We start from the raw sequence: 22100 nt of genomic DNA on the forward strand, positions 1-22100 counted from the left end.
TTGTTGAAGGCAGCATTGGGTGCGGGGGTGGTGCTGATCCTGGCCGCACTGGCCAAGACCAAGAATTATTACATTGCAGGGTTGGTGCCGCTGTTTCCGACGTTCGCGCTGATCGCGCATTACATTGTCGGCAAGGGTCGTTCGGTGGAGGATTTGAAGACCACCATCGTGTTCGGGATGTGGTCGATCATTCCGTACTTTGTGTACCTGGCGACGTTGTATGTGATGGTTGACCGGATGCGTCTGGAGGCTTCGCTGGCGGTGGCGGCGGTGGCGTGGTTGATGGCGGCTACGATTTTGGTCAGCGTTTGGGTCCGGGTACACGCCTGACATACACCTATCAAAGATGCGGAGCCGGGTGGGTGTGTATATCCGTTATTTAGGTAACGGCCGCTATTGGTTCCGCTCTTACAGCGGCTCACTTTTGAAAAGCGCAAAAGTAAGCAAAACGCTCTTGCCCCACCACTCGGCTCCTCGCTTAGGCTCGGAGTGCCCGCACTCCGGCTTTGGACCGTGGGCCGCCGTCATGGGCCATCCTTGGCCCAGGACGGCTAACCCGGCGTCCTGCCGGGTTACCCACGCTCCAAAGCCTGCGTTCGGCCAGCGTGGTTTAACGGGGCGCCTAAGATCAAGATCAAAAGCAGATCAACAGCACAGCGGCCTACCGGCCGGCTTGAGTGTTGAAGAGCAAAAGCCAAATCAAAATCTAAAGCGGGCACGGTCCAAATGTGGGAGCGGGCTTGCCTGCGATGGCATCAACTGGGTGTGCCTGATACACCGAGTTGTCTGCATCGCCGGCAAGCCAGCTCCTACAGAAAAGCGGCTCTGCTTTCGCTCTGGTTTTTGATCTGGCTTTTAACACTCAGGTCGGCTCTCAGGCCGCCGTGCTTTTGATCTTGATCTTGATCTGACTGCCCCAATAAGCCCGAGGCCGAACGCAGGTATTGCGGAGCGGGTAAACCGGCAGGACGCCGGTTTAGCCGCGCCGGGCCATGGATGGCCCGTCGCGGCGGCCCGCGGAGCAATGCCGGAGTGAGGGAACGCCGAGCCCAAGCGAGGCGCCGACAGGCGGGGCAGAGCGCTTTGGTTACTTTGCCGCTTTTGCAAAGTGACTCGCTGTAAGAGCGAAACCATAAGTCGCCGTTACCTAAATAACGGATATGCCCCCAAGCAACCGCTCAGCGCCCCCTAGCGAACAATCTTGTCCACCTGAATCCCCAGCTTCTTCAACCGATACCAAAAACTGCGCTCGGAAATCCCGATCTTCTGCGCCGCCGCAGCCTGCACCCCGTTGCTCTCCTGCAACGCAGCCATGATGTAAGCCTTCTCCACCTCAGCCAGCGCCGCATCCAGATCCTGCGGCACACCCGGCCCGTTGCTGAGTATCGCGCCCACCCCATCCTCAGCCGGCGTCGAAGCAAACAGATACGCCGGCAAATCAATATCCTCGATCACCGGCGTCGCCGCGACAATGGTCGCCCGCTCCACACAGTTCTGCAGCTCACGAATATTGCCCGGCCAGGAATACGCCGCCATGGCCTGCAACGCCTCGGGGCTGAAACCGGTGATGCGTTTGCCCGCCGTGGCACTCAAGGTCTGGGCAAAGTGCCGGGCCAGCGGCGCGATATCTTCCACCCGCTCACGCAAGGCCGGCAGCGGAATCGGAAATACGTTCAAGCGGTAGTAAAGGTCTTCACGAAACTCTTTGTTCGCCACCGCATCCAGCAAGTTCTTGTTGGTGGCAGCGATCACTCGCACATCCACCTTGCGCTCGCGCGGGTCACCCACCGGCTCGATCACCCGCTCCTGCAAGGCCCGCAGGATTTTCGCCTGCAACGCCAACGGCATGTCACCCACTTCATCGAGAAACAACGTGCCCTTGTCGGCCTGCATGAAGCGCCCGACCCGATCCGCCACGGCGCCAGTGAAGGCGCCCTTGCGGTGGCCGAACATCTCGCTTTCCAGCAAACCTTCGGGGATTGCCGCGCAGTTGACCGCCACAAACGGCTTGTCGGCGCGGTTGCCGTGCTTGTGGATGGCGCGGGCGACCATCTCCTTGCCGGTGCCGCTTTCGCCCGTCAGCAGCACCGTAGCGTTGCTGTCGCGCACCGAGTCCACGGCGTGCAGCACGCGGCGGAACGCCGGGCTGTCACCCACCAGGCTGTCGAACTGCGCATGTTCATCCAACTCGGCACGCATGCGCGCGTTGTCGCGCATGATGTCGCGAAACTGCAGGGCCTTCGCCACCGTGATGTCCAGCTCGTCGATATCGAAGGGCTTGGCGATATAGTCGTAGGCGCCGTTGCGCATCGACTGCACCGCGTTCTTCACGGTGCTGTAGGCGGTCATCACGATCACCGGCAGTTGCGGGTAGCGCACCTTGATTTCCGCCAGCAGCGCCGGCCCGTCCATGCCGGGCATGCGCCAGTCGCTGATCACCAGGTCGATGTCTTCCTGCTCCAGCACCTTGAGCGCGTGCAGGCCGTTGCCGGCGGTAAACACCTGGATCCCGCTCTGGCTCAAGGCCGACGAAAGCAAGTCACAGAGCTTGGGTTCGTCGTCAACTACCAATACGTTATGCGTCATCACCATCCTCATCATCGCCGTCGTCTGCACCCTGGGCCGGAATGTACAGGCTGAAGGTGGCGCCGGCATCTGTCTCGCTGACACATTCGATGCTGCCGTCATGACTTTCCATGATCGAGAACACTTTGGCCAGACCCAAGCCCGTGCCCGAGGCCTTGGTGGTGACGAATGGTGTGAAGATCCGCTCGATCATGTCCGGCGCAATGCCCTCGCCGGTATCGCCGATGCTGATCACCGTGTTGCCGCCCACGCTGTGGATGCCCAGGGTCAGGCGCCCGCCTCCGGGCATGGCGTCGACGGCGTTGAGAATCAGGTTCAGGCACGCCTGCTTGAGCTGCTTGGCATCGGCATAAATCGTCGCGCCGGGAGCCGCATCATCAATTTGCGCGTCGATGTTATGGGTCGCAAGCTCAGGCCCGCAGAAGCCGAGGATCTCCTCCACCACCGGGCGTGCCGCCTGCACGGTGCGCAGCGGCGCACTGGGTTTGGCGAAGTCGAGGAATTCGGTGATCAGGTCGTTGATCCGGCTGACTTCGCTGATCACATATTCGAGGTGACGCTTGTCGGTTTCCGGCAAATCGGCGCGGCGATGCAGCAATTGGGTGGCCGTCTTGATAATGCCCAGCGGGTTGCGGATTTCGTGGGCCAGGCCCATCGCGACTTCGCCCAGTGCATGCAGGCGGTCGCGGCGGCGCAGTTGCGCTTCCAGGTGATGCAACTCACCGAGGCGCTCGGTCATGTGGTTGAAGGTGCTGCTCAGTTGCGCCAGCTCGTCGCCGCCGCTGACCGCCACACGATGCTGATAGTTACCCGAGATCACCGCGCTGACGCCTTCGGACAGATCCCGCAATGGCCGGGTCAGGCGCTGGGACACCAGCATGCCCGCACCAAGGGACAACGCCGAGCTGAGCAGGAAGATCAACACGAACAGATTGCTCTGGTTCACCAGGCCCACCAGGCTGGTATGGCGCAGCAAGCCACTGAAGATCACCCCTTGCAGCTCGCCGGCATCGTTGAAGATCGGCCAGTACAAACCGCTGTAGTTGTTGGTGAACTGTTCGCTGGGCTGCTTGGTGCTGCGCAGCGCAGATTCGATACTCGAAGGAATCCGCGCGGGGTGATCGACAAAGCGCTGGGTGGAGAAAATCTCCGAAAACCCGCTGGGGTTGGCCAGGTACAAGCGCAGGTCGAGGGAATGCACATCGGCCACACTGGTCAGGAAACTGCTGTCCAGATAAGTGGCCACCAGCAGTTGATAATCGACGCCGTCCTCGCTGGTCTCGAAGGTGGACACCACAACCCCGGTGGTCACGCCACCCACTTCGACCGTCTGCAACACCGCATTACTGGCCAGGTTGATTTGCTTGACGATGTCGTCGGCGGCGGTGGTAAACACGATTTTGTGGTCACTGCTGCGGATCAGCGCGACCACGTCGATGTCGGTGGCGGCGGCAATATCAGCGGTCAGCTTGTCGTGTTTCTCGGCCTGGCGCGACGACGGCGGCTTGGTGTAGCGCAGGAACAGTTGGGCGACCCGGGCGTTGTCGTGGAGGATGTCGCCGATCTCGTCCTTGACGATCTTGGTCGACTCCTGCAGCCAGATACGCACGTTACTGTCGAAGATCTGCGACAGCGTCGTCGCGGCCAGCTCCGCCGCGATCATCGTCGGGATCACCGTCACCAGCCAGAACGCCAACACCAGCTTGCGCTGGACGCTCCAACGCGAAATGGCAAAGGGGCGGGCTTTTTGGCGGGTCTTGTTGATCATCAGGTTTCGCTTATCGCAGCAGCCATGGCAGGGTCGGATCGATCCGGTCGGAGAAACACTTTTGCAACGAACAGCGCACGGTTGACCAGCCAGTTACGGTGGCGGAAAAACATGCTGTTGCCCTGGAACTCGCAGCCCAGCAGCAACTTGCTGGCATAGCCGGCCTGACCACATTCATATAACGCAATATCGTTGCGAATACAGTAGTCGATGTTGGTTAACCAACTGCGCACCGCCAGGCTGTATTCGCGACTGTAGTCACTGTCTTCGCCGAAAAACTTGTCAATCAGGCGATCCCGGTTAAACAGGATCAGGTTGAACGCCACCAGTTGCTCGTCCACCCAATAAAGCACACAGACCGCACGTTCCTGCAGCTGTTCAAGGATACCGGTGAAATAGCCCGCCGGCAGTCGCTCGAACTGCAGGTCGGAGCGTTCCAGGGTGGCCTCATACAGCGCCATGATGCGCGGCAGTACGTCGTCGATGTTGCGTCGCCACTCGACACGCGGCCCCGGCGCACGCAGTTTGCGGCGCAGGTCCTTGCGGGTGGCTTTGTCCAGGGAACCGAGGTAGGCGTCCACTGAACCAAAAGGGATCGGCAACAAGGCCGTTGGCAGGCTGGGCATGCTCTGGAAACCCGCGCCAAGGCAGCTGTTTGACCAGCCTTCGTCCCTGGTCGGTGCATCCTTGACCGCCACCAGCCCGACACCAAACGTATCGGCATCCTGGCGCGCGGCAGCGAGCAATTGCGCAAGCAGCGCCTCGCGCCCTGATTCGGCAACGTGGCTGGCGATGCCCGCATTGCACTGTTCCGCCACCGGCGAGCCGATGGCATACAGGCCCAACTTCAAAACACCCGGCCACAGTCGCTCCAGGCGCTCGGTAAAGCGCTTGCCTACGCCTGACACGGTGGTGTCCAGGCGATACCGCGTGATGAACGCCGGCGCGACCGCCACCAGCCTTGCATCGTCAAACACCGCGAGGTAGCGCCACTGAAAGTCATCAATAGCGGCGTTTTCCACGGCCACGTAATAGCCCCAATCCTCCAGGGCATCGGGAAAACAGTCGTTCCAGGCACTGCGTTCGATGGCCCGAATGGTCGAAAAGGCTTGGGCGGTGATCACGTCAAATCCTTAGGGTTCAAGCCAGCTGTCGATAATCTTCAGGTGCCTCTGTGGCGTGTGCGTGCTGCCCGACAAACTCGGCACTCAACTCGATCACCCGACGGTATTGCAGGTCGACGGTGATCATGTGGTAGCAGTTGTCCAGCAGGATCTTGGTCACGGGGCCGCCGAGATGGCGTTCCACGTAATCGGCGTTCCAGCGGCTGGTGATGTCATCCTCGATGGAATGCAGCACCAGGGCCGGGGTCTTGATCGATGGCATGAGCTTCTTCACCACGGCATTCATCCAGTGCAACTCGCGCACCGTGACGCCCTCCATGGTCAAGAGACCCGCCTCGCTGCTCTCCCCTTCCTTCATCTGCCGCTCGACGATCGCCCGCAGGCGCTCGTTCTTGATGCCGTAGGGCGGCTTTTCAGTAAAGCGGAACAGGCGCACACCGAAGGGAATACGGATCAGCAAGGGCGTGATGAACGCCATCTTGTTGATGCTCCAGCCGTCGTACTTCAGCGTCGTGGAGTACATCAGCAAGCCGGCAACCTGGCCGGGGAACTGCGACGCCACGTACATCGACATCACCGCGCCCATCGACAAGCCGCCGACGAATACCTGCTCGTGGCGCTGTTTCACCGCGACGAACGTCTTGCGCACGCCTTCGTACCAGTCCTGCCAGCCGGTGGCTTGCAGGTCGCTGTTGTCCCCGCAGTGGCCGGCCAGGGTCGGCACGTACACCGTGCAGTTACCGACCTTGGCCAACCCCTGAGCCACCCGACGGAGTTCCGTCGGGGTGCCCGTCAGGCCGTGGATCAACAGGATCCCAATCGGACCGCTACCGAGAACGAAGCCGGCATCACCTTCACCGAGGTCGATCTCGTGGCTGCTCACCGTTTGGTCGCTCGCACAAGCAGTTGCTCGAGCAGCTTCAGGCCCAGGTCGATTTCCGGGTAGCTGATTTCCAGCGACGGTGCCAGGGTGATCACGTTCTTGTAGTAGCCGCCCACGTCGAGGATCAGGCCGAGTTTCTGACCGTCAACCACCATGTCGCCCTTCATGCCTTCCTCGACCATGTAGTCCAGGGTCGCCTTGTCCGGAGTGAAGCCGTCCGGGCCGCAGATTTCGCAGCGCAGTGCCAGGCCCAGGCCGTCGACGTCGCCGATGATCGGGAAGCGTTTTTGCAGCTCTTGCAGGCCGGCCAGGAAGTATTTGCCCTTGGCCATGACCATTGCGCCGTAGTCGACTTCGCTGGTCATCTTGAACATTTCCAGGCCTACCGCGGTGCCCAACGGGTTGGACGCGAAGGTGGAGTGAGTGGAGCCTGGCGGGAAGATCTTAGGGTTGATCAACTCTTCCTTGGCCCAGATGCCGCCCAGCGGGTTCAGGCCGTTGGTCAGCGCCTTGCCGAAGACGATCACGTCCGGCTTGACGTCGAAGTGTTCGATCGACCACAGCTTGCCGGTACGCCAGAAGCCCATCTGGATTTCGTCGACGACCATCAGGATGCCGTGCTGGTCGAGGACCTGCTTGAGCTCGCTGTAGAAGTTCATCGGCGGGATCACGTAGCCGCCGGTGCCCTGGATCGGCTCGACGTAGAAGGCGGCGTATTCGCTCTGGCCGACTTTCGGGTCCCACACACCGTTGTATTCGGTTTCGAACAGACGGGCGAACTGCTGCACGCAGTGGCTGCCGTATTCTTCCTTGGTCATGCCTTTAGGGCCGCGGAAGTGGTACGGGAACGGGATGAAGTTGGCGCGCTCGCCGAAGTGGCCATAGCGACGACGGTAGCGGTAGCTCGAAGTGATCGACGAAGCGCCAAGGGTACGGCCGTGGTAGCCGCCTTCGAAGGCGAACATCAGGCTCTTGCCGTTGGTGGCGTTACGCACCACCTTCAGGGAGTCTTCGATGGACTGCGAACCGCCCACGTTGAAGTGCACACGACCGTCGAGGCCGAATTTTTTCTTGGCGTCGACTGCGATCATTTCCGACAGCTCGATCTTGCCTTTGTGCAGGTACTGGCTGGCGATTTGCGGGAGGGTGTCGATCTGCTGTTTCAGCGCGTTGTTCAGGCGCGGGTTGGCGTAACCGAAGTTAACGGCCGAGTACCACATTTGCAGGTCGAGGTAAGCCTGGTCTTCGGTGTCCCACACGTAGGAGCCTTCGCAGCGGCTGAAAATGCGCGGCGGGTCGATGTAGTGAACGGTGTCGCCGTAGGAGCAGTACTTGGCTTCTTTATCCAGAAGAACCTGGTCTTCTGCGGTAGCGATGCGGATATCAGACATGGTGGAAGAGTTCCTGATTGTCGGAAGAGGTGCTGAAGGAGGTGGCGTTGGCGGCGATGCCCTGAGGCAGCTTGGCCAGCAATGCCGGCAGTTCGGCGAAGGTGTCGAACCGCGCGTAAGGGATGTTGTTGGCTTCGCAGTAGTCGGCCAGGCTGGCCTTGGCGAAGACGAAGTCGGCGGTGGAGGCCACGCACATGTCGGACTTGCCGTCGCCGATCACCAGGACGCGCTTGTTGCGCGGCGTGGACTTGCACTTGCAGTTGCCGGAGGCGGCACGGCAGGCGTCGCTGGCATACGGGAAGTCGATGCGCCAGCTGTTCTGGTCGACCTGGCGCAGGCGGTTGGCGAGGATCGGCAGCAAGGTCACGTAGTTGCGCGAGAGAATCCGCGCGATGCCTTGTTCGATGCCATCGCTGACCACTTCAATGGAAGCGCCCAGGCCCATGACGTGATCGACGAAGTCCGGGAAGTCCGGGTCGATCTCGACGCTGTCGAAATACGCCAGCAACTCGGCCGGGGTCGCCTTGATCAGCGCCAGTTGACGGCTCAGGCATTCGCGCGAACCGATGTGCCCATCCAGCCATTCCTGCTCGATGGTTTCCCACTCGGGGCCGGCGAAGCGTTGGAGGACGTTGTCGATGACGTCGGTAGGGGTGATGGTCCCGTCGAAGTCACACACGATATGCCAGTGGATCATCTGCATTTACCTATGAAGTAGGAGCGCGCTGTTGCGCTTGCAGAGTGCTAGAGCATGGACTGTGCCAAGTGCTCGCACCCCCTGTTTTCAAAGGGTTTGGCGGGTATTTGCATTTGGTTGTGTCGGAACTGGCTACAATTTTTGTAGCTTGCTACAACCTAGATGAGTGCTTGCCTAAGGTCGGGTGTTTGCGCGTTCATGCGCGCATGTTCACAAAAGGAAATGGCTTCATGTTCAGGGTTACTTTTGCTGTATTCACCGGTTTGCTGGGGCTGTGGGGCGTTTGCGGCGCTGCGCTGGCGGACGGAATTACCGGCGAGGTCGGCGCAGGCGTCAGCTATCAGCCCCATGATCCGACGGGCAGCCGCTACGAAACGCGGCCGATCCCGTATTTCGATCTGGATTGGGGGAGTGTCAGCCTGGGTACCGACGATGGGCTGACCTGGAGTGCCCTGAATACCCATGGCTTTACTGCCGGGCCTTACATCAACTACTTGCCGGGGCGGACGGCCAATGGGTCGCTGCGGGGCTTGCGTGATGTTTCGGATATGGCCGAGGTTGGAGGCTTTATTCAGTACGCTCCGGCTGATTTCTGGCGGGTGTATGCACAGGTGGGTCAGGCCGTGGGCGGGGCGCGTGATCAAAGCGGGGTTGTGGGGAAGCTCGGCGGCGAGTTGGGTTATCCGTTGGGGAGCGGCATTATCGGCAGCACCGGCCTGATGGCGCACTTTGCCGATGCCCGCCAGGCGCAGACGTTTTTCGGGGTGGATGCCAATGAGGCTGCGGCCTCGGGGTTTCGGCCGTATAACGCCAGTGCCGGGTTTCAGAACCTGACGTTGACGCAAAGTTTTGAGTTTCCTTTGGATGCGAAGTGGTCGCTGTTGACCAGTGCCAGTTGGATACACCTGGTGGGGTCAGCGGCCAATAGCAGCATCGTCAAGGAGACCGGGGATGTGAATCAGGGGCAGGTGCAGACTGCCATCAGCTATAAATTTGATTGAAGCAACAGCAAAATCAAAGGCGGGCACGCTCCAAATGTGGGAGCGGGCTTGCTCGCGAAGGTCGTTAACGATGACTCGGGCATCCTGATTCAACGCGGCACCCTCTGGTTCTTCGCGAGCAAGCCCGCTCCCACATAAAGCGGCTCTGCTTTTGCTTCTAACACTCAGGTCGGCTGCTTTTTAATTTTTATCTGACAGCCCCCATTCAGCCCTTGGCCTCACTGATAATCTGCCGAATCGCCCCGACAAACGCCTCAGCCGGCTGCCCACCACTCACCGCGTACTGATCGTTGAACACGATGGTAGGCACAGAAGTCACCCCGCGAGATACCCACAACTGCTCCTGCTCCCGCACCTCGGCGGCATATTCGTCCGAAGCCAGAATTTCCTCTGCCCGCACACGATCCAGCCCAACACCCTCGGCAATCCCCGCCAACGTCCCGTGATCAGACGGATCCTGCTGGTCAGTGAAATACGCCTTGAACAATGCTTCCTTGAGGTTGTACTGCAACCCCTCAAGCCCCGCCCAATGCAACAGACGATGCGCATCAAACGTGTTGTAGATACGACTCTGCCCGTCAGTACGAAACGCAAACCCCAACTCCGCACCCATATCACGAATCCGCGCCCGGTTAGCCTGGGACTGCTCAGCCGTGGAACCGTACTTTTCAGTGATGTGCTCGGTAATGTTCTGCCCTTCGGCAGCCATGTTGGGGTTCAGCTCAAACGGCTGGAAATGAATCTCGGCCTGCACCTCCGGACCCAGTTGGTCCAGGGCCTCGGTCAAGCCACGCAGGCCAATGATGCACCAGGGACACGACACGTCGCTGACGAAATCGATTTTCAGGGGAGTACTCATGACTAGGCAACCTCGCTGGCATTAAACGCCGGAAAGGTCCCACGATACACCCCGTCAAGCCCTTACAAAACCTTCGAAGGCACCACCGGGTCGATCTGCGCCCAATGCGCCGCATCCTGCCGATGCGCTTGCAAGTAGGGCAAGACCGCCGCCAGCAACGGCGCCTTGAACGCCTCCTGGAAACGATGGGCCAGCCCCGGAATCAGCCGCAACTGGCTGCCCTGGATATGCGCCGCCAGGTGCACCCCATGCATCACCGGCAACAACGGATCGGCCGTGCCATGCACCACCAGCGTCGGCACCCGCAGTTGATTGAGCAACGGCACCCGGCTCGGTTCGGCAAGGATCGCCATGATCTGGCGCTTCACACCGTCAGGGTTGAACGCCCGGTCGTACGACTGCGCCGCCTGCTGCAACAGCACCTTGCGATCATCCTTCACATAAGGACTGCCCAGCGCCGCCAGCAGGTCGGCCTGTTGTTCCAGGGCCACTTCACGATTGGGCGCGCTGCGGCGCGACAACAGCTGCACCAGCGCCGCACTCGGTGCCGGCAGGCCTTCGGCGCCGGAGCTGGTCATGATCAGCGTCAGGCTTTCCACCCGTTGCGGCGCCATGGCCGCCAGGTGCTGGGCGATCATGCCGCCCATGCTCGCGCCCAGCACGTGGAACTGCTGAATGTGCAAGCCGTCCATCAAGCCCAGTGCGTCATTCGCCATGTCGGTCAGGGTGTAGGGCGCCGCCACCGGCAGACCGAGCTTGTAGCGCAGCACTTCAAAGGTCAGGTTGGCGCTGGCCGGTGCCTGGCGCCAGGTGGACAGCCCGACATCACGGTTGTCATAACGAATCACCCGAAAGCCCTGCTCACACAGGGCCACCACCACTTCGTCCGGCCAGTGGATCAACTGCCCGCCCAGGCCCATCACCAGCAGCAAGGCCGGGTCGGAGGCACGACCAATGCTCTGGTAGGCCAGGCTCACCTGTTCCAGATCAACCCGTTCAGTCGGGACATTCACATCACATCGAGAAGCCGCAAAGGACGGCAGGCCGAATAACAGAGCGGCCATGAAAAACAACACGCGCATGAAAAACACCGAAACGCAGAACCCCAGTAGAGCGCGAGTCTGATGAACTTTGTACAAGCGCGCTGCCACAGTTCAGTGACAGTTTGATGAAGGGCGCCCAACGGTCATCCGCGTATCTATCTATCACCTCACGCCCTGGCCCCGCCTCTTTAATGGTGCATTCACCGGCAAGCCCGGTCTCACCAGAGCATGAACACACCATCATGAGTGACCTCACCCTACTTCCCCCGTCTGCCACCCTGAGCGACTTCGCCTCACCGTCGCTTCCAGGCCAGGCCCGCCTCCAGGACCAGAGCCTGTCCCTGCAAGCCTCAGCGCGCTGGCGCGAAAGCCAACAGGAACTGCATCAACTGATTGCCCAGGCACCCGGCGTGCGCGACTCCATCGAACAACTGCTCACAGAGCATTGGCAACTGGGCGCCGCACCGGTCGGCCTGGGTTTTCTCAAGACCGAAGATCACGACGAGCACTTCGTCAGCCTGGTGGATGCCTGGGGATTTATCTGCCAGTTTCCAGACATCTCCCCCACCCTGGATACGCGCAGCACCGTGGTCGGCCTGGCGTCCCACCGCCTGTCAGCCCTCACGCCCGTGCAATTGCTCAAGCGGCTCCAGGCACTGGGCCTGGGGAAACTGCTCAGCGCCCGCTGGGAAAACTATTGGAGTACCCGGGCGCCGGGTACGCCGTTGTCCCGTCGCGAGCGGGCGGCACAACTGTACTGCCAGCATTTCGAGGCCTGCGGGCAATCGGCCTATGCCCAGGGAAGGCTGGGTGCCCAACAACTGATCTCGTTGCAGACAGTGCTCAACCCGGTCACCCCCCCCAATGGCGTACGCCCCGTCGAGACCTGCCAGCTGGCGTTGCTGCTGCCCGACCAGAGCAAGGTCAAATTGGCTGGCGCCTGGGTCATCTCCGTGGGCCAGGAGCCGCTGTTGACACAAACCCTGTACCTGCCCTGCCGGCAACCCGGCGTGATGGTCTTCAGCCAACGCCGCGACATGGAGCAGTGGCTGGTCGCAGCGCATCAGCAACTGATCCCGCCGGACGTCGCGGCTGACGCTGTCACCGTCGAATACAGCTCGCGCACCGACCCCCTGGAGCACGGCATTCTGGACCTGCTGTCGCACCTGCACGCGGCTCAGCTGGAAAGCCTGCGCAACCGTCATCGCAATGGCAGTGACCTGGCCCGTTACGCCAGCCATGCCCTGGATGATGCCGACCGCCTGGACAGCCAGCGCCGGGAAATCCCGATGCTTATCGCACCGCATCAACCGGCAGCTACGCCCGGCCCGGACGCTGACGACCTGCCTCCTGCCCTGCCCTTCGGCCACCTCAGCGCCGACATTGCCCTGGGCCAACGCTGGGCCGCGATCAGGCTGCAACGCAGCGCACTGGAGCGCTTCCTGGGCGATGGCCCTGAGCAAACCGCCCGGCTGGCGCAGTTGAAGGGTTTGATGCAGGCGCTGAAAGACGCAGAGCAGGCCGGCAATGATGCCGCCAGCGGCCTGCTGGCAAAAAAAGCCGCCTTCGATCAACTTGAGCTGCGGCAAAAACCCAATCCGGACTATGACGCGCTCTACCGGGCGCGGCTCGCCGCCCTGCGCGCCGAGGGCGCCATCCAGCATGCGCTCCAGCAGATCAGCGATGAAGAACACGGCCTGCTCCTGGCCGTCACGGAACACCCCGCGGCCCCGGAACGCCGCCCGGCTGTCGCGGTGACCCGCCTGATCCTCTCCAGCCGTGACCCAAGGGAAGGTTCCGAGGAGCTGACAGGCCTGTTGCTCATCACCCAGACCAGCGCGCTGACCTCTTCGGTGCCCCACAGCCTGTTGCTGTACTGGCCCGGCAATGCAGGGGGCCTGCAGCGTTTCGAATCCCGCCAAGCCCTGGAACACTCGCTGTTCAAGCTGTCGAGCGAAGCGCAGGACGTCACCCTGCAATTGTCGCTGCTCACCGGCGACCCGATTGAATACTCGTTGCAACAGCAGCTGTACGCCAGCGAACAACAGGCGTATGCGCTGATCTCCCTCTTCCCGGTGCCTCCGTTCGGCCAGGAGCGAACCGAAGGCCTGGACAGACTCAAAGAGCAAACCCTGTTTACCCTGCAAACCCCGGTGTGCCCGGCGCGGGAACTGGCGTACGGACAACTGCTCGAGCAACAACGCAGCAGCACCCTGGCCGGGGCACTGCCTGGGGAGTTGAGCCAGTTGCCGGCAGATGAACGCCTGGCACTCAAGCACCTGATTCAAGCGCAGATCAGCGCCCTGCATCGCTCGCAGCAATTGCTCGAACGCGAGCTGGAACCCTTCGACGACTTCGGCCAGCGCCGCCTGGACCAACGCCTGCGCGAAGACTTCCAGCTTGAACACACCTGGTCGGTGCAACTGGACCTGCCCGATACGGTCAGCCAGGAGCGCGAATACCTGTCCGAATACGCGGGCCCGGGTACACCGTTCAAGTATGTGACGGTGCCCAGTACCCGCCGCAGCACCCTGTCATTGTTGCAACTGGCCCAGCAAAACATCGACCCGACGCTGGCCCAGCGCCTGACCTACATGAAGCTCGATGTCTCCGGCCCCAATGCCCCTGAAACCACCCGGCTGACCACCGGCCTGTCCCTGGAATACCTGAAGACCCTGGTCAAGGAGCTGGACCTCGCCGGGGCCTACGAAAGCTTGATCACCCGCACCTTCCTCGGTGATCCCGCGGCGGCGCCTTTCACCACGCAGCACCGTCGCGAATGCCTGGCCGAGCCCCTGCGCCTGATGCTCATGCTGCAAGGCAAACGCGCGCGGGCCCTGGGGCGATTCGACGACAACGATCTGCGGCTGCTGAACATCGCCATCGACGCCGACAACGCGGATGCCTGGCAGGTGGAAGACAAGAAAATCGTGCTGCTGCCGGCCACCCTGAGTGCGGGCGGTGAAGATACCGACTTCGGTCCGACCACCCTGTCAGGGGTCACCTTCATCCAGGAACAAATCTCCGGCACAACCCTGCTGTACCTGCCAAACAGCCCGGACAACCAGGACCTGCGGCGCTACGCGAGCCTGGAACTGGCCCGCAAGGCGCTCTACGACCTCAGCCTGGCCAGCGGCATGAGCGCCTACCTGGCCGGCCTGGCCATCAAGGGCGACACCGCCGCCCACCTCGCCCGGATCGCTCAGGCCCAGCAACGGAATTTTGATCCGGTCTTTGCCGTCGGAACCCCGTGGCCGGCCACCACATCGCTGGCCGCCCATTTGCTGAACGCCCATATGGGCCGCGTCATAGAAGCGCATCGCGCGACCTCGCGCTCCAACGCGGCCTTGTTGCTGGAGCAGAATGCGCTGCGCGCCGGGCTGATCTTCAACTACCTGAAAATCGCCCTGGGGCTGGTGCCTTTCGTGGGTTCGGTCGTCGCGTTGTATGACGCCTGGTCCAGTGCCAACCTGGCTACTGCTGCGTTCCTGCGCGGGAACGTCGGCCATGGCCTGGCCGAGGTCGAGGCGGTGCTGTTGTCGCTGATCGACTGCGCCATGGACATTCTGCCGGGCAGCCTCGCCCTGCCGATCAACGCCCGCGCTGCCACGCGCCAGCGTCAATTGCGCCATCTGGCCAGCAGCGCCGCCAGCCTGCACCTGCCCTCGGTCACCCAGGCTCGGCGGGCGGCACAGCGTTTCGCCGGTTATGAATATGAAGGAGTGATCTCGCTGGCCGGGCTGCAACCGCAGACCCACGGTTTTTATCGCAATGTGTACCGGCATACCGAAGGCGACTTCATCATGCGGCGCGGGCGCATCTATCAGGTTGAGCTGGCCGGCGATCCCCTGGACTGGCGCCTGAGCCCGACCCGCAGCAAAACCTACAAGCAGCCGATTGCCCTGGATGAAAACGGCGAATGGGACACTCACTACGGCGTCTACGGCAGCGCATTCAAGGGCGGCCTGGCGGGTGGCGGCAGCGTGCTCGGGCATATGGCCGAAGTGCTTGATCCGATCTGGCCCCAGGCGATCCGTGATTACTTGCCGCGCTGGTGGACCGACCGCGCCCTGCGCCGCCAACAGGCGCTGGCCAACAGTATCAACAGCCGTGAAGACCTGATTGCGCTCTCCATTAACCGAACCGAAGAACTGATGGCCCGCACCGACAGCGCAGGCCCGGCGATCCGCAGATCCTTCGAGCAGGACATCGAACTGTACAGCCGCCAGTATCAGGAACTGACGGAGTTCGTGCCCTTTACCAGCGGCAACCGCCAGCGCGCGATCAGAGAGGACATGAGCCGCAATGCGGCGCGCCTGACCCTCACCACCCTGAACCGGGCGCGCTATCACTTCAAGCAGATCGAGGCACGGATCCTGGAGCTTGAAACCCATAACATGACCGCCATCAACCCCGAGATTTTCGGCACACCGGCGCTTGTTCCTGCCGTGCTGGACATTCTGCGGCAACGTAAAAGGATCAGTGTCGAGATTCTGCGCGACCTGGACATAATCGATGCCGACTTTCCCCAATTCAATCGCTGGTTCGAACAGGTGACTGACACCGCCCACCGTGCCCGGCTAAGCCCGATGCTGGAACGGTTCCGACACGTGCTTAATGACAACTACCGCATGCACCTGAGGCTGGCGCACCGCTTCGACACCCTTGAGGTATACCCCGAAGTGACCGAACTGTCCTGGTGGTACCTGAGAGCCCAGGCCCGTGACAGCTATGCCAAGGTCAACCGGGCCCAGGCTTCGCATTTTGAATTGCCTAACGCCACTGCCAACATCACACAGCGGCGCAAGGTGCTGGAAGACTGCATACAGGCCTATGAACAGTTCCGGCTGACCATCCGCACCTGGAACCTCGGTTACCCGCAGCATTTCGACCAGGCGCAACTCAGTGCGTTTTTCGTCGACATTGACCAGATGATCGAACTCGCCCGCCGGGCCATCAAGGAGTCGCCGGCAAGCCGCCCACCACTTACCGGGTCGATAGCGCCAGAGGGCGGTCCGAGACCTGGATCAAGGGCCCCGGCGGCAAGTCCCGGCTCAAGGACAATGCCGCCTCGGAACCCGCGCCGCCGGAGTCCAACGTCAAGCCGTTCGTGGTGAGCGAAGCCAGGGCTCGCCTGGACAACGTCGCGCTGTACGAAAACCGCGCCACCGCCTACACCGAGCAAAAAATGCTGCCGGTGGACCTGGAGCACCTGCTGGTCAGTGAAGCGGCCGAGTTGAACCTGCGGGCCAATCGCCTGGAACGCCTGGACCCCACCGAAGACCTCGTGCGCCAGTTGCGGGCCAAGGCCATGGAGCTGACCATCAAGGGCCGCAACCTGCGAATCCGCCAGACCCTCGCCAGCAAAACCCCCACCGAAGGCTATCTGGACTACCTTCGCGAACAACGGGTGGTGGAGATTCGCAAGGGCGAACCGGCCCGCAACCTCAATGAAGGCAAGAAAGGACGGGCGGATTTTCTTCAGGAATACGTGATTCAGGACCTGACACAAACGCCGCCCGCCACCCTGTGGTATGCGCACTTTCATTACGACAAGGCCGGGGCGCAGTTCGACGAGTTCATCAAGGCCCACTTGAAGATTCCCGAGCAGCGCAACCTGGGCCTGCAATGGCAAGTCGCCCAGGCGCAAGCCGGGGTCGCGGTGGACCCTATCTGGCGCGGCAATATCGGGCGAGCGCTGGCCACCCGGCACTTTGCCGGGGTGTAAAGGCGGCGGGACTTGCGCACGACGGTCGACACACATAACAACATGAGACAAACTCAACCGATCCGAATTTGTCACAAGTTATATTCATGGAGACCCCGTGCTCGAAATCCGCCATCTCAAGACCCTGCACGCCTTGCGCGAAGCCGACAGCCTGGTGGAGGCCGCTGAGCGCCTGCACCTGACGCAATCAGCACTCTCCCACCAGTTCAAGGAACTGGAAGAGCGCATGGGCATGCAGTTATTCGTGCGCAAGACCAAGCCGCTGCGCTTCACCAGCGCCGGCCTGCGCCTGCTGCAACTGGCGGACGCCACCCTGCCCTTGCTGCGCGGTGCCGAACGCGACATCGCGCGCCTGGCCGGCGGCACGGCCGGGCGTTTGCACATGGCCATCGAGTGCCACAGTTGCTTCCAGTGGTTGATGCCGACCATCGACCAGTTCCGCGATGCCTGGCCGGAAGTCGAGCTGGACCTGGCCTCCGGCTTCGCCTTCGCGCCGCTGCCGGCCCTGGCCCGTGGCGACCTGGACCTGGTGGTGACCTCGGACCCGCTGGAGCTGCCGGGCATCACCTATGTACCGCTGTTCACCTACGAAGCCATGCTCGCCGTGGCCAACCAGCACCCGCTGGCGAACAAGCCGTACATCGTGCCCGAAGACCTGATCAGCGAAACCCTGATCACCTACCCGGTGGAACGGGATCGCCTGGACATCTTCACCCGCTTCCTGGAACCGGCAGATGTAGAACCGGCCCAGGTGCGCACCTCGGAACTGACGGTGATGATGATGCAGTTGGTGGCCAGCGGTCGCGGCGTGTGCGGCATGCCCCATTGGGCGCTGCATGAATACAGCTCCCGGGGGTATGTGAAGGCCAAGCGGCTGGGGGAGAAAGGTTTGTTTGCCACGCTGTACGCCGGGATTCGCGCCGACATGCTGGACGCGCCGTACATGCGTGATTTTCTGCTGACGGCCAAGGACACCTCGTTTTCGACCCTGGACGGCGTCAGCGCCGTTCGCTGACCTGTAGCGGCTACCTGTGGCGAGGGAGCTTGCTCCCGCCGGGCTGCGCAGCAGACCCAAAAATCCTGGGGCCGCTTCGCGCCCCAGCGGGAGCAAGCTCCCTCGCCACAGTTTCAGGCACCCGTTAGAGAGGCGCGATAGAACGGCAGAATCAAATCCCGGGTCAGCGGCGCAAGCTGCAAACCGCCGTCGCCCGCCGGGTCGATCCAGCACACCTCTTCAATCTCGGCAGCCGGCATCACCGCCACGTCGATGTGCACCTGGAACAAATCGGCCTGCACCACAAACCCCGGCTCATTCGCCGCCGGCGCCGAGAACTGCCCAAGGTACACAGCCGCCGCCGGATCAATCCGCAGGCCCAGTTCTTCGTGCAGCTCACGGGCCAAAGCCTCTGCGGGTTGCTCGCCGGCATCGATCTTGCCGCCCGGCTGCATGAAGGCCTGGGTGCCGCGCTTGCGTACCAGCAGGGTCTGGCCGTCGCTGCCGATCAGCAGGGCGGCGGCGATGCGAATGGTGGAGGTCATGAAAAGGTCGCCTTGAATACAAAGGCGCAAGGATCCCATGAACCGGTCTCACCCCGAAAGCAGTGCCTCATCCGGCTCCTTGATGAACACGCTGTACTTCGCCCCTTCCATGGCCTCGAACGCAATCAGCTTGTCCACCAGCGGCAGGTTCAACACCTTGCCGGCGTTGAGCAGCAGCATGCCGTTGTCGGCGTTGAGGTTGCGCGCCAGCACCATGCCTTCGGCCAGTTCGCGGGTGGTCAGGACCTTCACCGACGGGTCACCCAGGGTCACGTCACTGAGGAACGCGGCGCAGGCCTGGATGAAGTCCTCGACCATGTCCGGGTCGTAAAGGCGCCCGGCGTATTTGCGGATGTAGAGCAGCGCTTCGTCGCTGTTCATCTGCCGCTCAAGGATCAAGCCGCGTTGCAATTCGATGAAGTCCACCGCCAGTTTCAACAGGCGCGAACCTACAGGTATTGCTTCGCCCTTGAGGTGGTCGGGAAAGCCGCTGCCGTCCCAGCGTTCCTGGTGATGGCGGATCAAGCGTGCCGCGTCTTTCATCGGTTCCAGGGTCATCAGCAACGATTCGCTCTGGGCCGGATACGCCCGGTACCGCTCACGGTAGGTGCTGTGCAGCAGGTCGCTGGGAGAGACCATCATGTTGTCGCTCCAACTCAACTTGCCGATGTTGTAGAGCGCGGCAGCCATGGTCAGGTCGCGATTGCTGGCCTCGTCCAGGCCGCGGCCGTGGCACCAGGTGCGCACCAGCTCGATGATCTGCCGGTTGGTTTGCTTGGCTCGGGGCAAGCGCAGGTTGGCCAGCAGCGAGAACACTTCGGTGCCGGTGGCGTAGCTGTGTTTGAGTTCTTCGTAGGCCAGGTCGAGCATGTCAGCGGTTTGCTGCAGCTCGCTGGTGCGTGAGGCCACGCGTTTTTCCAGGCTGGCGTTGAGTTGCTTGAGTTCGTCGTTCTGCTGGCGGGTCAATTGCTCCAGGCGCAGGCGCTCACGCTCGGAGTGTTGATGGGCCAGGGATTGCCGCAACGCCAGCAGCAGTTCTTCGTCTTTCCAGGGTTTGCTCAGGTAGCGGTAGATCTGCCCTTCGTTGATGGCCTTGATGATCAGCGTCAGGTCGGTTTCACCGGTCAGCAGGATGCGCACGGTGTGCGGGTAATCATGGTGGATCTGCGCAAGCAGGGTGGCGCCGTCCATGTCCGGCAGGCGCGCGGCACTCATCACCAGGTCGACGGGTTGCTGCGCCAGAATCGCCAGCGCGTGAGCGGCGTCGGTGGCGCTGCATAATTCAAAGGGTTCCAGGCGCAGCAACTGCGTCAGGCGGTCCAGCACGTCCGGGTGTGCGTCAATCAACAGCACTACCGGGCGGTCGGGATTTGCGAAGGTCACTGACTCTCCCATGGGGCACCTCGTATAGCGTCGATGTGCGTGTCCTACGGTCAAGGTAACAGCCTCCTGGCCATTACCCAGCAGTTTAGTCGGTTTTTCTTTGCAGTGATGGCCTTGCGACATCACTTCGTCAGATGGGCATAAAAAAGGGCCACTTCATTGAATGAAGCGGCCCTGAGGTAACGCGCGGTGCATCACGCCTCGGCGGTTTTACCGGCCGAACCAAACGACGCAAATCGCTTGTTGAAGCCGGCGATGCGGCCTTCGGACTGGGTCTTGCGCTGTTGGCCGGTGTACACCGGGTGCGAGGCGCTGGACACGTCCAGGAGCACGTAGGGATAGGTATTGCCGTCGCTGTGTTGTTGCGTACGGTCGGTTTCCACGGTGGAACCGATCAGGAAGAAAACGTCGGCGGCGGTGTCATGGAACAACACGGTGCGGTAGTCGGGGTGGATACCAGGTTTCATAAGGCCTCCGGGGCGTCTGGGTGAACATCAAGTGTTATACAGTAACACAAATGATGCACCCAAACGAGAACCGATTGCAATAAGAATAGATCCCGAGCTTCTATGCGGCTTCCTGAAAGTCCATTTCCGGGGGCTGCCGGGAGAAGCCCCGCGTCAGGAAACCCAGGTACACCAGGCCAATCGCCAACCAGCTCAGGCCCAGGTAAATCGCCAAGTGATCAAGGCTGACCATCAACCACAAATCCGCCACCAGGCCGATGGTCGGGAACACCAGGAACAGCACCAGCTCCCGCAACCCGCGCTGCTTGGCACCGATCCAGTAGTGGAAGATCACCGACAGGTTCACCAGGCTGAAAGCCAGGAACGCACCGAAGTTGATGAACGAGGTGGAGGTGGTGACGTCCAGTCTCAACGCCAGTAACGCAACCACCGCGCACAGCAGGATGCTGTTGACCGGCGTACCGAAGCGCGCGTGCAAGGTACCGAAGAACGACTTGGGCAACACCCCGTCGCGCCCCATCGCAAACAGCAACCGCGAACCGCTGGCCTGCGCCGACAGCCCCGAGGCGAACTGGCCGACGATCAGGCCGATCAGGAAGATCGACACAAACAGGTCGCCGCCAATGTTGCGGGCAATCTCGTAGGCGGCAGAATCCACGTCGGTGAACTCGAACGATGGGTGGGCGATCTGCACGAAGTACGACACACCGACGAAGATCAGCCCGCCGATCAGGGTGATCAGCATGATCGCCCGGGGAATCGTGCGGCGCGGGTCGCGGGTTTCTTCGGTCAGGGTGCTGACCGCGTCAAAGCCCAGGAACGAATAGCAGGCGATCGCCGCGCCGCTCATGATCAACGGCATTTGCATCTGGCCGTTGAAGAACGGGGTGATGGTCCACAGCGGCTTGCTCGCATCACCGCCGATGTAGTGGATGCACAGCGCGACGAAGGCGACCAGCACCAGGAACTGCACCAGCATCAGCAAGGCGTTGATGCCGTTGGCGAGTTTCAGGCCGATGATGTTGATCACACTGGTGACCCCGATAAACGCCAGTACCCAGACCCATTGCGGCACGGCCGGGAAGGCCGAATGCAGGTAGGCCGCGCCGATCAGCCAGATGGCCATGGGCAGGAACAGGTAGTCGAGCAACACCGCCCAACCGGCGATAAACCCGAGCTTGGGGCTGATGGCCTTGCGCACATAGCTGTAGGCAGACCCGGCCACCGGGAACGCCGAGGCCATGCGGCCGTAGCTCATGGCGGTGAAGAACATCGCCACCAGGGCGGCCAGGTAAGCGGCCGGGACCATGCCGGCGGTGGATTGCGCCAGGATACCGAAGGTGCCCAGGACAATGATCGGTGTCATATAGGCGATGCCAAACAGCACCACCGACCCTAACGACAGGGTGCGTTGCAAACGAGCCATGAGCGATTCTCCGCGCAATTATTAGATTTATGGCAGAACTGAAGTCGGTGCAGCGAACGCAATAATTTTTATGGTTGAAGCAGCTTTTTGGTGAAATGCAGCTTCTGTGGCGAGGGGGCTTGTCCCCCGTTGGGCTGCGAAGCGGCCCCAGAAAAAGCGGGAGCGCTTCGCACTCCAACGGGGGACAAGCCCCCTCGCCACAACA

At 61.7% G+C, this 22100-nt stretch carries 17 protein-coding genes; 5 read left to right on the plus strand and 12 right to left on the minus strand.

The window, feature by feature from the left end; translation table 11 throughout:
• Complete coding sequence (locus QF039_RS22695; protein WP_172834602.1) at positions 1–330, plus strand: GlpM family protein; 330 nt, start codon at positions 1–3, stop codon at positions 328–330.
• Positions 331–1188: 858 nt separating this feature from the next.
• Here the strand turns inward: QF039_RS22695 and QF039_RS22700 are convergent.
• From QF039_RS22700 to QF039_RS22725, 6 genes are read right to left on the minus strand one after another with little or no spacing between them, the layout of a single operon-like run.
• On the minus strand, positions 1189–2586 hold the full coding sequence (locus QF039_RS22700; RefSeq protein WP_003216481.1) for a sigma-54 dependent transcriptional regulator: 1398 nt from the start codon (positions 2584–2586) through the stop codon (positions 1189–1191).
• Entirely contained in the window at positions 2576–4354 is a 1779-nt protein-coding gene (locus tag QF039_RS22705) for a HAMP domain-containing sensor histidine kinase (RefSeq protein ID WP_307520825.1), read from the minus strand. The genes QF039_RS22700 and QF039_RS22705 overlap by 11 nt, the downstream gene beginning before the upstream one ends.
• Positions 4354–5478, minus strand: coding sequence for a GNAT family N-acetyltransferase (locus tag QF039_RS22710; protein ID WP_307520828.1), 1125 nt, complete (start codon positions 5476–5478; stop codon positions 4354–4356). The genes QF039_RS22705 and QF039_RS22710 overlap by 1 nt, the downstream gene beginning before the upstream one ends.
• 16 nt (positions 5479–5494) lie before the next feature.
• Positions 5495–6361, minus strand: a complete 867-nt coding sequence (locus tag QF039_RS22715; RefSeq protein ID WP_003216475.1) for a carboxylesterase — start codon at positions 6359–6361, stop codon at positions 5495–5497.
• Positions 6358–7752, minus strand: coding sequence for an aspartate aminotransferase family protein (locus QF039_RS22720; RefSeq protein WP_003216473.1), 1395 nt, complete (start codon positions 7750–7752; stop codon positions 6358–6360). Before QF039_RS22720 ends, QF039_RS22715 begins: the two co-directional genes overlap by 4 nt.
• Positions 7745–8449, minus strand: a complete 705-nt coding sequence (locus QF039_RS22725; protein ID WP_177020513.1) for an MtnX-like HAD-IB family phosphatase — start codon at positions 8447–8449, stop codon at positions 7745–7747. Before QF039_RS22725 ends, QF039_RS22720 begins: the two co-directional genes overlap by 8 nt.
• Positions 8450–8679: 230 nt before the next feature.
• On the opposite strand from QF039_RS22725, the gene QF039_RS22730 reads away from it, so the two are divergent.
• Complete coding sequence (locus QF039_RS22730) at positions 8680–9450, plus strand: MipA/OmpV family protein (RefSeq protein WP_177020512.1); 771 nt, start codon at positions 8680–8682, stop codon at positions 9448–9450.
• A 205-nt stretch (positions 9451–9655) separates the two neighbouring features.
• On the opposite strand, the gene QF039_RS22735 is transcribed toward QF039_RS22730, so the two are convergent.
• A complete protein-coding gene (locus QF039_RS22735) occupies positions 9656–10309 on the minus strand; it encodes a DsbA family oxidoreductase (RefSeq protein WP_003216466.1) in 654 nt (217 codons plus the stop codon).
• Between the two features lie 62 nt (positions 10310–10371).
• The gene (locus QF039_RS22740; protein ID WP_307520833.1) at positions 10372–11391 is read right to left on the minus strand and encodes an alpha/beta fold hydrolase; all 1020 of its coding nucleotides are present in this window, start codon (positions 11389–11391) and stop codon (positions 10372–10374) included.
• Between the two features lie 203 nt (positions 11392–11594).
• Between QF039_RS22740 and QF039_RS22745 the strand changes: the two genes are divergently transcribed.
• The 3 genes from QF039_RS22745 (at position 11595) to metR (ending at position 18095) form a co-directional block, all read left to right on the plus strand.
• Positions 11595–16469, plus strand: coding sequence for a dermonecrotic toxin domain-containing protein (locus tag QF039_RS22745; protein ID WP_307520835.1), 4875 nt, complete (start codon positions 11595–11597; stop codon positions 16467–16469).
• On the plus strand, positions 16466–17080 hold the full coding sequence (locus tag QF039_RS22750) for a hypothetical protein (RefSeq protein WP_307520838.1): 615 nt from the start codon (positions 16466–16468) through the stop codon (positions 17078–17080). The genes QF039_RS22745 and QF039_RS22750 overlap by 4 nt, the downstream gene beginning before the upstream one ends.
• A gap of 97 nt (positions 17081–17177) precedes the next feature.
• Positions 17178–18095, plus strand: coding sequence for a transcriptional regulator MetR (gene metR / locus QF039_RS22755; RefSeq protein WP_003216460.1), 918 nt, complete (start codon positions 17178–17180; stop codon positions 18093–18095).
• Between the two features lie 113 nt (positions 18096–18208).
• Here metR and QF039_RS22760 read toward each other — a convergent pair whose 3' ends face one another.
• The 4 genes from QF039_RS22760 to QF039_RS22775 all read right to left on the minus strand — a co-directional run bounded on the left by QF039_RS22760 (position 18209) and on the right by QF039_RS22775 (position 21895).
• Positions 18209–18619, minus strand: coding sequence for an NUDIX domain-containing protein (locus tag QF039_RS22760; RefSeq protein WP_307520840.1), 411 nt, complete (start codon positions 18617–18619; stop codon positions 18209–18211).
• Between the two features lie 48 nt (positions 18620–18667).
• Positions 18668–20014, minus strand: coding sequence for an HD domain-containing phosphohydrolase (locus QF039_RS22765; RefSeq protein ID WP_023659212.1), 1347 nt, complete (start codon positions 20012–20014; stop codon positions 18668–18670).
• A 182-nt stretch (positions 20015–20196) separates the two neighbouring features.
• Positions 20197–20469, minus strand: a complete 273-nt coding sequence (locus tag QF039_RS22770) for a type B 50S ribosomal protein L31 (protein WP_003216453.1) — start codon at positions 20467–20469, stop codon at positions 20197–20199.
• 100 nt (positions 20470–20569) lie between these two features.
• Entirely contained in the window at positions 20570–21895 is a 1326-nt protein-coding gene (locus tag QF039_RS22775; protein ID WP_003216451.1) for an APC family permease, read from the minus strand.
• Between the last annotated feature and the right edge of the window lie 205 nt (positions 21896–22100).

This window comes from Pseudomonas sp. W2I6, assembly GCF_030815935.1.
Lineage (GTDB): Bacteria > Pseudomonadota > Gammaproteobacteria > Pseudomonadales > Pseudomonadaceae > Aquipseudomonas.